This is a genomic window from Rossellomorea sp. RS05, assembly GCF_039822645.1.
Classification (GTDB): domain Bacteria; phylum Bacillota; class Bacilli; order Bacillales; family Bacillaceae_B; genus Rossellomorea; species Rossellomorea marisflavi_B.
Map to the genome: position 1 here is coordinate 38,644 of NZ_JBDKWY010000015.1, position 11,802 is coordinate 50,445.

Annotated in this window: 13 protein-coding genes, 2 tRNA genes and 1 rRNA gene; 4 read left to right on the forward strand and 12 right to left on the reverse strand. The window is 50.0% G+C overall.

The genetic code is table 11. From position 1 onward, the window contains the following. Window positions 1-303: 303 nt before the first annotated feature. Complete coding sequence (gene groL / locus ABJ225_RS21670) at window positions 304-1,938, reverse strand: chaperonin GroEL (RefSeq protein ID WP_290031632.1); 1,635 nt, start codon at window positions 1,936-1,938, stop codon at window positions 304-306. 61 nt (window positions 1,939-1,999) lie between these two features. Further along, a complete protein-coding gene (groES, locus tag ABJ225_RS21675; RefSeq protein ID WP_048007685.1) occupies window positions 2,000-2,287 on the reverse strand; it encodes a co-chaperone GroES in 288 nt (95 codons plus the stop codon). A 283-nt stretch (window positions 2,288-2,570) separates the two neighbouring features. On the opposite strand from groES, the gene ABJ225_RS21680 reads away from it, so the two are divergent. Continuing rightward, a complete protein-coding gene (locus ABJ225_RS21680) occupies window positions 2,571-3,314 on the forward strand; it encodes a CPBP family intramembrane glutamic endopeptidase (RefSeq protein WP_347321579.1) in 744 nt (247 codons plus the stop codon). Then, a complete protein-coding gene (locus ABJ225_RS21685; RefSeq protein WP_048007687.1) occupies window positions 3,314-3,520 on the forward strand; it encodes a YdiK family protein in 207 nt (68 codons plus the stop codon). Before ABJ225_RS21680 ends, ABJ225_RS21685 begins: the two co-directional genes overlap by 1 nt. Window positions 3,521-3,588: 68 nt before the next feature. On the opposite strand, the gene tatC is transcribed toward ABJ225_RS21685, so the two are convergent. Genes tatC through ABJ225_RS21700 form a run of 3 tightly spaced genes read right to left on the reverse strand, consistent with a single transcriptional unit; the run spans window position 3,589 to window position 5,299 of the window. Continuing rightward, a complete protein-coding gene (tatC, locus tag ABJ225_RS21690; RefSeq protein ID WP_056541926.1) occupies window positions 3,589-4,371 on the reverse strand; it encodes a twin-arginine translocase subunit TatC in 783 nt (260 codons plus the stop codon). Window positions 4,372-4,396: 25 nt separating this feature from the next. Next, window positions 4,397-4,567, reverse strand: a complete 171-nt coding sequence (locus tag ABJ225_RS21695) for a twin-arginine translocase TatA/TatE family subunit (protein ID WP_048007689.1) — start codon at window positions 4,565-4,567, stop codon at window positions 4,397-4,399. A gap of 54 nt (window positions 4,568-4,621) precedes the next feature. Next, a complete protein-coding gene (locus tag ABJ225_RS21700) occupies window positions 4,622-5,299 on the reverse strand; it encodes a redox-sensing transcriptional repressor Rex (protein WP_056541929.1) in 678 nt (225 codons plus the stop codon). A gap of 208 nt (window positions 5,300-5,507) precedes the next feature. On the opposite strand from ABJ225_RS21700, the gene ABJ225_RS21705 reads away from it, so the two are divergent. Beyond that, window positions 5,508-7,439 carry an ABC-F family ATP-binding cassette domain-containing protein gene (locus ABJ225_RS21705; RefSeq protein WP_347321580.1) on the forward strand — a complete coding sequence of 644 codons (1,932 nt, stop codon included), beginning with the start codon at window positions 5,508-5,510 and terminating at the stop codon, window positions 7,437-7,439. A gap of 355 nt (window positions 7,440-7,794) precedes the next feature. Here ABJ225_RS21705 and tsaD read toward each other — a convergent pair whose 3' ends face one another. The 7 genes from tsaD to rrf all read right to left on the reverse strand — a co-directional run bounded on the left by tsaD (window position 7,795) and on the right by rrf (window position 11,093). Further along, window positions 7,795-8,811: a tRNA (adenosine(37)-N6)-threonylcarbamoyltransferase complex transferase subunit TsaD gene (gene tsaD / locus ABJ225_RS21710; RefSeq protein WP_347321581.1), complete on the reverse strand. Its 1,017-nt coding sequence runs from the start codon at window positions 8,809-8,811 to the stop codon at window positions 7,795-7,797. After that, complete coding sequence (rimI, locus tag ABJ225_RS21715) at window positions 8,808-9,230, reverse strand: ribosomal protein S18-alanine N-acetyltransferase (RefSeq protein ID WP_238283461.1); 423 nt, start codon at window positions 9,228-9,230, stop codon at window positions 8,808-8,810. Before rimI ends, tsaD begins: the two co-directional genes overlap by 4 nt. Before the next feature lie 27 nt (window positions 9,231-9,257). Next, window positions 9,258-9,959, reverse strand: a complete 702-nt coding sequence (gene tsaB, locus ABJ225_RS21720; protein WP_347321582.1) for a tRNA (adenosine(37)-N6)-threonylcarbamoyltransferase complex dimerization subunit type 1 TsaB — start codon at window positions 9,957-9,959, stop codon at window positions 9,258-9,260. Then, the gene (tsaE, locus tag ABJ225_RS21725; RefSeq protein WP_056541944.1) at window positions 9,956-10,411 is read right to left on the reverse strand and encodes a tRNA (adenosine(37)-N6)-threonylcarbamoyltransferase complex ATPase subunit type 1 TsaE; all 456 of its coding nucleotides are present in this window, start codon (window positions 10,409-10,411) and stop codon (window positions 9,956-9,958) included. The genes tsaB and tsaE overlap by 4 nt, the downstream gene beginning before the upstream one ends. A gap of 241 nt (window positions 10,412-10,652) precedes the next feature. Further along, window positions 10,653-10,729 (reverse strand) — tRNA-Asp (locus ABJ225_RS21730). 120 nt (window positions 10,730-10,849) lie between these two features. Next, window positions 10,850-10,923 (reverse strand) — tRNA-Met (locus tag ABJ225_RS21735). A gap of 53 nt (window positions 10,924-10,976) precedes the next feature. Further along, window positions 10,977-11,093, reverse strand: a 5S ribosomal RNA gene (rrf, locus tag ABJ225_RS21740). Between rrf and ABJ225_RS21745 the strand changes: the two genes are divergently transcribed. Continuing rightward, window positions 11,083-11,802 carry an autoinducer binding domain-containing protein gene (locus ABJ225_RS21745; protein ID WP_243567400.1) on the forward strand — a complete coding sequence of 240 codons (720 nt, stop codon included), beginning with the start codon at window positions 11,083-11,085 and terminating at the stop codon, window positions 11,800-11,802. The two genes, rrf and ABJ225_RS21745, sit on opposite strands and share 11 nt — an antisense overlap.

An 11,802-nucleotide genomic window follows, 5' to 3' on the forward strand; every position in this document is an offset into this window, starting at 1 on the left:
CCCTAGGATTAGGGCTATTCTTTTTTACGCTTTAAACCTCATATCCTCTCACTAGATTCCCTCAAACTTACTCATATATCCATGTTAGCAGATGCTCAGGTTGAATTACTGTACATTATGGAGCAGCTAGTCCACCGCGATGACATTACAAAGATAAACGTATACCTATAAGTAACCCAAGAAAAAGAGGCTTCTCATAAATTTGAGAAGCCTCTAATAAAGAGAGGAAATGCTAGCAAGATAAGAGCATACCACTCTCACCTTACCAACAAACCCTTATTTATTAAGGTGTTGAAAGGCAGATTACATCATGCCGCCCATTCCACCCATACCGCCCATTCCAGACATATCCGGCATACCGCCGCCTTCTTCTGGGATGTCAGCAACGACTGCTTCTGTAGTCAAGAACATAGCTGCTACAGATGCTGCGTTTTGGAGGGCAGAACGTGTTACTTTGGTTGGGTCGACGATTCCTTGTTCGATCATGTTGACCCATTCGCCTGTTGCGGCGTTGAAGCCTACGCCCACTTCTTCTTTCTTGAGGCGTTCCACGATGATGGAGCCTTCAAGGCCGGCGTTGTGTGCGATTTGACGGATTGGTTCTTCGAGTGCGCGAAGGACGATGTTGATTCCAGTAGCTACATCGCTGTCTGCTTCGATGGAAGCGACTTTGTTGTAGACGTTCACTAGAGCCGTACCACCACCGGATACGATTCCTTCTTCGACTGCCGCACGTGTCGAGTTCAATGCGTCTTCGATGCGTAGTTTGCGCTCTTTGAGCTCGGTTTCAGTAGCAGCTCCGACTTTCACGACAGCTACTCCACCAGCAAGCTTCGCTAGGCGTTCTTGTAGTTTTTCTTTATCGAATTCAGAAGTAGATTCTTCTAATTGAGCACGGATTTGGTTTACGCGGGCTGCGATCTTTTCTGGATCTCCAGAACCTTCGACAACCGTTGTGTTTTCTTTTGTGACAACGACTTTCACTGCACGGCCGAGCTGTGTGATGTTGGCAGATTTCAGGTCAAGACCAAGGTCTTCTGTGATCACTTCTCCACCAGTCAATACGGCAAGGTCTTCAAGCATCGCTTTACGACGGTCACCGAATCCAGGTGCTTTGACAGCCACTGCGTTGAATGTACCGCGAAGTTTGTTCACAACCAGTGTTGCAAGGGCTTCGCCTTCAACATCTTCCGCTACCATCAATAGTGGTTTGCCTTGTTGTACGACTTGCTCAAGGACAGGAAGGACTTCCTGGATGTTGCCGATCTTTTTGTCCGTGATCAGGATGTACGGATTATCAAGGACCGCTTCCATTTTGTCTGAGTCTGTCACCATGTATGGAGATGCATATCCACGGTCGAACTGCATACCCTCCACAACGTCAAGCTCAGTTGTGAATCCTTTAGATTCTTCGATCGTGATGACACCGTCGTTGCCTACGCGCTCCATAGCTTCAGCAATCAATTGGCCGACTTCTTCGTCCGCTGCAGAGATCGCTGCAACTTGTGCGATGGATTCTTTGCCTTCGATTGGTTTAGAGATGGCTTTCAGCTCTTCGACAGCCCCTTGGACAGCCTTCTCGATCCCTTTACGTACGCCGACAGGGTTTGCTCCTGCTGTTACGTTTTTAAGACCTTCACGGATCATCGCTTGCGCTAGGACCGTTGCAGTCGTCGTACCGTCACCGGCGATTTCGTTTGTTTTGCTTGCGACTTCCGCTACAAGCTTCGCACCCATGTTTTCGAATGCATCTTCAAGCTCGATTTCTTTCGCAATGGTTACACCATCATTGGTGATGAGTGGAGAACCGAATTTCTTCTCAAGTACAACATTGCGACCTTTTGGTCCAAGTGTTACTTTTACTGCGTTTGCTAATTGGTCTACCCCGCGAAGCATGGAACGGCGTGCTTCTTCGCTGAATTTAATTTCTTTAGCCATTTCAAACGTCCTCCTTTAATATCAATTCATGGTTGGTGCGTATATGTGTTGATTCGATTAATTATTCGCCTACGATGGCAAGGATATCGTTGTCACGAAGGATGAGATATTCTGTGCCTTGGTATTTCACTTCTGTACCAGAGTATTTACTGAAGATGATTCGATCGCCTACAGACACTTCAAGAGCGACGCGCTCACCGTTGTCAAGAACGCGACCTGTACCTACAGCGACAATCTTACCTTCTTGCGGTTTTTCCTTAGCAGAATCCGGGAGTACGATACCGCTTGCTGTCTTTTCTTCTGTTTCGACTAGCTCGATTACGACGCGATCACCTAGTGGTTTTAACAAGTGAAACAACCTCCTTGAAAATATGTAGATTGGTTTTTTAGCACTCGCTTAACATGAGTGCTAACACAGTTATTATATTAAATAATTCGTTTTCATTTTGCAAGAGTCCTGCTTAAAAATTTTTTCGTCATTTTCCCCCTTTTTTCACACCTCACTATCCTATGTGGCGATTCCCGGCAATATTCCCATGACCGTGAGATTTGAACAGTTCCGCATTTATTAGTAGAATTGTACAAGGGTCTGTCCTGTCAGGCCTAAGGCTTGCTTAAAAGGAGATAAAACGTTGAATAAACATTATGGATACATTTTGATCGCCTATATTGTCATGCAGCTCGCCGGTGCGGTTGGACCGCTCCTGTTTTATAAGGCCGGCACAGAAGTGTTTGGACAGACGAAAGAATACATGCAGCAGGTGGCCGTCGGTTCCTGGCTGATCTTCAGCTTTGCCGTGACCTTGATCATCGTCCTGCTCATCCTGAGAAAAAGCTCACCATCGAAACTTAAGCTCGAGCGCTCTGCCCCTGCAGGCGCCGGGATTTCCATCGTCTGGGCCGTCGTCGGGATCTTCATGGCGTTCTTCGCACAAGCCATCGCCATCCAGATCGAGACCCTCCTCGGCATCCAGGCCGGTTCTGAAAACACACAGAACATCATGGGCATCGTGGACAATGTTCCCCTTGCCATGATCGTCGTTGCCATCATCGGGCCGATCCTGGAAGAAATCGTGTTCAGGAAGATCATTTTTGGGGCACTCTATCAGCGAATGAACTTTTTCTTCGCCGCATTGATCAGCTCCGTGATTTTCGCCCTTGCCCACTTCGAGCCGGTACATGTGATCCTGTACTCTGCCATGGGCTTCACGTTTGCCTTCCTATATGTACGAACGAAACGGATCCTCGTACCGATTTGCGCCCATGTGGCCATGAATACGATGGTGGTCATCATGCAGACCGTCTACCGGGATGAAATCGAAAAGATCATGAATGAAGCTGAAAAAATACAAGGATTTATTGGAGGTTTCCTATAATGAGACGATCACCCCTGTTCTCCGGCGTGATTTACATTCTTCTTGGGGTGCTGTTCACCTATTTTGCCATCCATACGGTCCGGGATACAGGCTGGGGATTTTTCACCTATATGCTGATCTTCCTTGCCACGCTGGACTTTGGTTCGGGCATCCGCATGGTCCTGCTCCACTTCAGGATCAAGCAGCAGCTGAACCAGAAGAAATAAGCCGCTTAAAACAAAAACCGGATCCATCCGACTTCGTTTCCATGAAGATCGGGTGGATCCGGTTTTCTTTATCCTTTGCGCTGTTTCAACTCTTCTTCCACGCGTTCGATTTCCATCTGCTGCTCGGCCTCAAGGTATTTCTTGTAGCCGATCCGTGAAATCGCGATGCTGATTTCATAAAGGACCAACATCGGCAGGGTCACCATCATATGGGAGACGATGTCCGGCGGCGTGATGAGGGCGGCGATCACAAGGAGGATGAAGTAGGCGACTTTCCTTGCCTTCGCCATCATCATCGGCGTGATGATCCCGAGCCTCGTCAGGAACAGCATCACCACTGGCAGCTGGAACAGCAGACCGAATGGAAGGGTGATCTGGAAGAGGAATTGGAAGTACTCATTGATCCCGATCACCTGCTGGATATCGAGATCTCCTGATAGCCGCATCATGAACGATACAACATACGGGAACAGAATGAAGTAGGAAAATGCCAGTCCACCTAGGAACAGCAGGACGGACACTGGTATGTAGCTCAGGGTCACCTTCCGCTCCTTCTCATAGAGACCGGGGGATATGAATGACCATACTTGATAGAGGATAACCGGTGACGTCATGACCGCCGCGATGAACATGATCATTTCCATATAGATCTTGAGTGGATCCGTCACGCGGAAGGCATTCATCGTCATTTCTTTTGCTTCATCCGCATGCTGCAGGTACTTGATGAGCGGTTCGGCAAGGAAGAAGCTTGCCACAACGGCTAACAAGAAGAAAACGACTACAAACATGAGTCGTTTCTGCAATTCTCCTATATGTTCAAAGACTGTCATATCCTTTTGAGTTTGACTCATGGCGCACATCCTACTTTACTTGGCTTTACTTGGCACTTTTGTTCTTATCGTCTTCATCATCCGCTAAGCCTTTGGTTGCGTTCTTGAATTCACGTAGTGTATTGCCGGCTGCTTTGCCAAGCTCCGGTAATTTTTTCGGGCCAAAAATCAAAAGGGCCACCACTGCAATCAGCACCATACTTCCAGGACCTACCATAATGAGACACCTCCCCTTATATGCTTCTATCATAACGCAAATGGTCAGAATTTTCTATTCCGTTACGATTCCATCTTGTGACATTTCCGTGTCTTCCCCTGAGTAATGCTTGAGGAAGTAGACAAGTGACTGAAGTTCCACAGCCAGATCGATGTGATGGACCCTGATATGATCAGGAACCGTCAGGCGTGCAGGTGTGAAGTTCAGGATCCCCTTGATCTTCGAAGACACAAGGCGATCTGTGATATTTTGAGCAGATGAGGCCGGCACGGTCAGGATCGCGACTTCGATATCCATCCCCTTCAGCTTCTCCTCCAGCTCATCCATATGGTGGACGGGCACATCGCTGATTTCCGTCCCCACCTTCGTTTCATCCACCTCGAAGGCCATTTCGATCTTTGTATTGTTATTCTTTATGAAATTGTAATGAAGAAAAGCCGTTCCGAGATTCCCCACGCCGATCAATACGACCTTCGTCAGTTCATCCTGGTCAAGCGTTTCCCTGAAAAATGATAGGAGATAATTCACATTATACCCATAGCCCTTCTTCCCTAACGCTCCAAAATAGGAGAAATCCCTCCGGATGGTCGCGGAATCCACTTTCACGGCTTCGCTTAACTCCTTCGACGATACCCGCTGCTTACCTGAAGCATACAGATTCTTGATGAAGCGGTAGTATAGCGGAAGGCGCTTGGCCGTTGCCTGTGGAATTTTCGTTGTTTCCTGATTCATCTCTTGTATTCCCCCACATCTTATAAACCCTCTTCTTCCTGGTCTGTCAGCGCTTCCAAAAAGAAGGTATATCTTTTATCTATTTTCCATCATACACTCTATTCTATCCTATTTGTATCCAGATTAATAGTCATAGTTCCTCCCCTTTTATTGCCGTCCACCTGGGAAATACGGTACACTAGCACTAATGAAACAGAGGTGAACCGACATGATTCTATTACAAGTGAATCAGCTGACCAAAAATTTTGGCGCAGATAATATATTGACCAATATCAAATTGGAGATCCAAACCAAGGACCGGGTCGCCCTCGTCGGCCGCAACGGTGCCGGCAAATCGACCCTCCTGAAGATCATCGCAGGCCAGCTGTCCCATGACTCCGGAGAGATCACGAAGCCAAAGGGTGTGAGCATCGGCTACCTGGCCCAGAATACAGGCCTCGAGTCGGAGCTTTCCATTTGGGGCGAGATGCTGACGGTATTCGAACACCTCCTCCAACAGGAAAAGCAGCTTAGGAGGTTGGAAGCAGAGATGGCGGATCCGTCCGTCTATGAAGATGAAGACCGCTATCAGCGGGTACTGAAGGAATACGACGAACTTCAAGTCACCTTCAAGGAGTCCGGTGGCTATCAGTATGAAGCCGATATCCGCTCCGTCCTCCACGGATTGAATTTCGCTTCCTTCGACCACGGGACGAAGATTTCCACCCTTTCCGGCGGTCAGAAGACGCGCCTCGCCCTTGCGAAGCTCCTCCTGACCAAGCCTGATATCCTCATCCTCGATGAGCCGACGAACCATCTGGACATCGAGACGCTTTCCTGGCTCGAAGGGTATCTTCAAGGCTATCCGGGTGCCGTACTCATCGTTTCCCATGACCGCTACTTCTTGGATAGCGTCGTGAACCAGGTGTATGAGATTTCCCGGAACCGGAGCAAGAAGTTTGTGGGGAACTACAGCAAATACCTCGAACAGAAGGCGCTGGATTACGAGAAGGATCTCAAGCTCTATGAGCGCCAGCAGCAGGAGGTCGCAAAGCTCGAAGACTTCGTCCAGCGCAATATCGCCCGTGCCTCCACCACAAAGATGGCCCAGAGCAGGCGAAAGAAACTTGAGCGCATGGAACTTATGGACAGGCCACAGGGTGACGAAAAGTCTGCCTCCTTCGCCTTCCAGATCGATCGCCCGAGCGGGAATGACGTCCTTCACATCAATGACCTTACCATCGGGTATGATGACGGGGAAGCCATCGCTTCCCATATCGACTTCTCTATCAAAAAAGGGGACAGCATCGCCCTCGTCGGACCGAACGGGATCGGTAAGTCGACCCTCCTCAAGACCTTGGTGAACAAGTTGCAGGCACTGAGTGGGGACTTCAAATTCGGATCCAATGTATCCATCTCTTATTATGATCAGCAGCAAGCGGACCTTTCGTCCAACAAATCGGTCCTCAATGAACTGTGGGATGAATACCCGATGAGGAATGAAAAAGAAATCAGGACCGTCCTCGGGAACTTCCTCTTCACGGGTGAAGACGTCCTCAAGCCCGTCAACACCTTGAGCGGAGGGGAAAAGGCCCGCCTCGCCCTCTCCAAGATGATGATGGAAAAAGGCAACGTCCTCATCCTCGATGAGCCGACGAACCATCTCGACCTAGATAGCAAAGAGGTGCTCGAGAATGCCCTTATCGACTACCCGGGCACGATCCTGTTCGTATCCCATGACCGCTACTTCATCAACCGCATCGCCACCAAGGTGATCGAGCTATCCACAGGCGGATCCACCGAATACCTCGGGGATTACGACTACTATCTCCATAAACTTGCGGAGCAGGAAGAGCTCGCCGCCCTGGAACAGACGAATGCAGAACCGGTCAAGGCTACGCAGCAAAAGCAGTCGCATAAGATTGATAAAGAAGCTAAAAAGCTTGAGCGTCAACGAAAACGGCGCATTGAAGAGATCGAAGAGAAGATGACCGTACTGGAAGGGTCCATCGAAGAAAAAGAAACCCTCCTGTGCGATCCGGATATTTTCCAGGATCACGAACGGGTTCAGACCTTGAATGACGAACTGACCATTGCCAAAGAAGAAATGGATGTCCTTTTGGAAGAGTGGACGGAGCTGGAAGAATTAGTGGAAGAGTAAAACAGAAGCGGTTCAAGGTCGAAAAGACCTTGAACCGCTTCTTTGGTTAGTGAGATGGTATAAACGGGTAAAGTATAAGGAAGTGCTTCTTTCAGAAAAAACCCTCCACTATTCATCCACATGATTATCCACATTTCCACCCTCGTCATTTCTATATCCACAACCGTTTTCCACAATATCCACAATTATCGGTTGATTTATCCACATTCCAAATTCTACATATCCCCATCTGTTTTTCACAATCCATTCACATCTTACGCACTACTTATCCCCAAATTATCCACAGACTGTTGATAAAACGTACGTTCCCAATAAAAAACCTCGAACGGACGATTCCATTCGAGGTGTAATCTTATTAAAACTGTTCCAGATCCAATCCGGGATTTGCGTTCATATCCAGTCCGCCACGCTTGCCTTGTTCAAACAGGATGGTTCCTGCAGCGGCAATCATGGCCGCATTATCCGTACACAGGGACAGGGGAGGGACGATGAGCTCACACGCATGGCTTTCAAACGTGGTCTCCAACGTCTCGCGTAGCCCTTTATTGGCCGCAACTCCACCTGCCAGAAGAAGTTGTCCCACACCGTATTCTTCCACAGCCCTTTTCGCCTTCGTCACGAGTACATCAATGACGCTTGCCTGGAAGCTTGCTGCGAGATCCTCCGGCTTGATCTCATTCCCCTTCTGCTTTGCATTATGGAGAGTGTTGATCACGGACGACTTCAAGCCGCTGAAGCTGAAATCATAGGATCCTTCCTCAAGCCACGCCCTTGGGAGGTCGATGACCGGCTCCCCTTCGTGGGCCAGACGGTCGATATGGGGACCACCAGGGTACGGGAGCCCTAGCGTACGGGCCACTTTATCATATGCCTCCCCGGCTGCGTCATCACGCGTCTCCCCGATCACTTGGAATTCACCGTGCCCCTTCATGAGGACAAGCTCCGTATGCCCTCCCGATACTACCAGGGATAGGAGGGGGAACGTCATTTCATGAATAAGGCGGTTGGCATAGATATGTCCGGCAATATGATGGACACCGACCAACGGTTTGTTATGCGCAAATGCAAGGGCCTTGGCTGCATTGACGCCAATCAACAGCGCTCCTACAAGTCCCGGTCCTTCCGTCACCGCGATGCAGTCGACGTCTTCCATCGTCATCTCTGCTTGATCGAGGGCTTCCTGGAGGACAAACGTCACCTGCTCCACATGATGCCGCGACGCAATCTCCGGTACGACACCACCGAAGCGCTTATGGCTTTCAATCTGAGATGAGACAACATTACTGACGATTTCCGTCCCATTTTTCACGATGGAAACGGCCGTTTCATCACAGCTGGTTTCAATTCCTAATACGAACGTATCTTTCATCATAAATTCACCCACATTACTAAAGCATCCTCTTGATTATCAGAATAATATCGTTTCCGGATCCCGCCGTTTTGGAATCCGAGTTTCCTATACAGGCTCTGTGCCGGCACATTGCTCACCCGGGCCTCGAGGGTCATGACCCTGGCACCCGACTCTATGGCCATCTCCATGATCTTGCGCATGAGAAGCTCTCCGTACCCCTTACCACGGTGAGAGGGAAGGACGGCCACATTCGTGATATGCGCTTCATCCACGACCATCCATACGCCACAGTAGCCCGCAATCCCACTTTCATCTTCAATGACGATATACATGGACAGATGGTTCTCTTCCATTTCACTTATGAACGCTTCCCGACTCCACGGAACGGTGAAGGATTGTTCTTCAATTTCCATGACGGCATCCACGTCATCGACTGTCATAAATCGTATCTCCATTATGCACAAGTCCTATTCTTCGTTAGATTTCTGGGCTTCGAGCCATTTCACTTCGGCTTCCGCCATACGGATATAGTTTGGCAGCACCTCATGGGCCGTCGATTCTTCCATGCCCATCCCGAGATAGGCAAGCTCAGACGGTCTCGGGTTATGGCTCACAAACGGTGCCAGAACTGCCTTTTCCCCAAGAGCTTCCTGTATTGTTTCTGCATGGATCCCTGTATCATTCCCGACGAACAGGATCTCTCCCTCATAGCTCTTGAGTTCCTCCACCCAATCCGTGAGCATCACATTCCGGTCCTCAAGTACATTCTCAAGCTTCCCATCCCAGAAACGGTAAAGTCCCGTGTAGACCTGTCCACGCCTCGCATCAAAGATCGGGGAAAGATACCCGTTGAAGTAGCGTCCCGATGAAGCAAGTACAGCCAGGCTTGATACAGGCACGAGGGGAATATCGAGGGACCAGGCAAGCGTCTTCGCAAGCGTGACCCCGATCCTGACGCCCGTATAAGACCCGGGTCCATTCGCCACGACGATCTTCGTCAACTCCTTGACGTCCGTATCGCAGTCCTTCAGGAGCTGCTCCACGGCAGGCATCGCCTTCAGGGAATGATTCCGCTTCACATTGGTCATATATTCACCGATCACCTTATTCTCATCAATCAGTGCGACCCCCAACGGGAAGTTTGATGTATCTATCGCTAAAATCTTCATGCCATTATCTCCTCACAAAGCTTGCGGTACCGATCTCCCACCGGCTCCAGCACAATTCTTCTTTCCGTATCACCGGTACGATAAATGCCGATGGCCAACCGCTCTCCCGGCAGCTGATCTTCTATCAGATGAGCCCATTCCACGACCGTGACCCCTTCACCTTCAAAATACTCGTCAAATCCAAGGTCCTCAAACGAATCATCCAGTCGATACACATCCATATGATAAAGGGGCAGATTCCCCTTGTATTCCTTGATGATCGTGAAGGTAGGACTGTTGACCGTCCGCTTGATGCCAAGACCTAGGGCCAACCCCTTTGTAAACGTCGTCTTTCCGGCTCCAAGATCCCCCTCAAGGGTCAGGACATCCCCGGGAGCCAACAGACCCGCAAGCCTCTTGGAAAAAGCACCCGTTTCTTCAGGATTGCTGCTGATATATTCAAACTCACTCATAATGATCTCCTTACCATCTGTATAAGTATAAAAAAACCTTAGGATCTGCAATACCTAAGGGATATCTTCTATATGTAGTGTACCCTTTTTGGGCGTATCGAGTAAAGCCAACGCGCCGAGTTCCCTCATATTTCTACCTGTTTGTCCCGATAAAATACAAAAACCGCAGCTATGCAACTGCGGTCTACTTAGAAGGATTCAAAATAAAAAAACGAATCTGCATTCGTTTTAAAAAACAAAATGGCGGTCCGGACGGGACTCGAACCCGCGACCTCCTGCGTGACAGGCAGGCATTCTAACCAACTGAACTACCGGACCAACTTTTTTTCGCGTTAGCGAAAATAAAGAACATCATTGCTTTGCGATAGCAAAATAGCTATCATTAATATTTCGCGTTAGCGAAAATTCACATTCAGATCATTTAAGATCAAAATGGTATTGCGGGGACAGGATTTGAACCTGCGACCTTCGGGTTATGAGCCCGACGAGCTACCGAACTGCTCCACCCCGCGACGATAATAATAAGTATATGCAGCCTATTTAAAGGTTATGCATAAAAATAACTGCCTGGCGACGTCCTACTCTCACAGGGGGAGATCCCCCAACTACCATCGGCGCTGAAGAGCTTAACTTCCGTGTTCGGCATGGGAACGGGTGTGACCTCTTCGCCAATGGAGCTGCGCTGGCAGGACGCCTACCATCAATTCAGCGCCGCGGAGAACGAGCAGCAGCTCTTCCAGCGGATCGCCGCGTATTCGAAGCGCCTGGGCTTCGAATACTGCTGTTACGGAATCCGGGTGCCGCTGCCCGTGTCGAAATCGGCCGTCGCGATCTTCGACACCTATCCGGACGGCTGGATGGCGCACTATCAGGCGCAGGACTACATCAAGATCGATTCGACGGTCCGCGACGGTGCGCTCACCACCAACATGATCGTCTGGCCGGACGTCGACGAGGTCGCGCCATGCCCGTTGTGGGAAGATGCGCGCGAGGCCGGGTTGTCGGTCGGCATCGCGCAGTCGAGCTGGGCCGCGCGCGGCGCGTTCGGCCTGCTGAGCATCGCGCGCCATGCGGATCGCCTCACGCCTGCCGAAATCGACATGCTCACGCTGCAGACCCACTGGCTCGCGAACCTGTCACATTCGCTGATGAGCGGCTTCATGGTGCCGAAGCTCGCGCCAGCGGCAAGCGTCGTGCTGACGGCGCGGGAACGCGAAGTGCTGTGCTGGACCGCCGAAGGCAAGACGGCATGCGAGATCGGTCAGATCCTCGGCATCGCGGAGCGGACGGTGACTTTTCACGTCAACAACGTCCTCGTGAAGCTTGGCGCGACCAACAAGGTGCAGGCGGTCGTCAAGGCGGTCTCGGCGGGGCTCATCGATATGTTCTGA

Coding starts and splice junctions, on each gene's coding strand:
- tatC (WP_056541926.1), bottom strand. CDS start 4,371: ATGAGTCAAACTCAAAAGGATATGACAGTCTTTGAACATATAGGAGAA.
- rimI (WP_238283461.1), bottom strand. CDS start 9,230: ATGACAGTCGATGACGTGGATGCCGTCATGGAAATTGAAGAACAATCC.
- ABJ225_RS21705 (WP_347321580.1), top strand. CDS start 5,508: ATGATTCTATTACAAGTGAATCAGCTGACCAAAAATTTTGGCGCAGAT.
- tsaB (WP_347321582.1), bottom strand. CDS start 9,959: ATGAAGATTTTAGCGATAGATACATCAAACTTCCCGTTGGGGGTCGCA.
- ABJ225_RS21745 (WP_243567400.1), top strand. CDS start 11,083: ATGGAGCTGCGCTGGCAGGACGCCTACCATCAATTCAGCGCCGCGGAG.
- ABJ225_RS21685 (WP_048007687.1), top strand. CDS start 3,314: ATGAGACGATCACCCCTGTTCTCCGGCGTGATTTACATTCTTCTTGGG.
- groL (WP_290031632.1), bottom strand. CDS start 1,938: ATGGCTAAAGAAATTAAATTCAGCGAAGAAGCACGCCGTTCCATGCTT.
- ABJ225_RS21700 (WP_056541929.1), bottom strand. CDS start 5,299: ATGAATCAGGAAACAACGAAAATTCCACAGGCAACGGCCAAGCGCCTT.
- tsaD (WP_347321581.1), bottom strand. CDS start 8,811: ATGATGAAAGATACGTTCGTATTAGGAATTGAAACCAGCTGTGATGAA.
- tsaE (WP_056541944.1), bottom strand. CDS start 10,411: ATGAGTGAGTTTGAATATATCAGCAGCAATCCTGAAGAAACGGGTGCT.
- ABJ225_RS21695 (WP_048007689.1), bottom strand. CDS start 4,567: ATGGTAGGTCCTGGAAGTATGGTGCTGATTGCAGTGGTGGCCCTTTTG.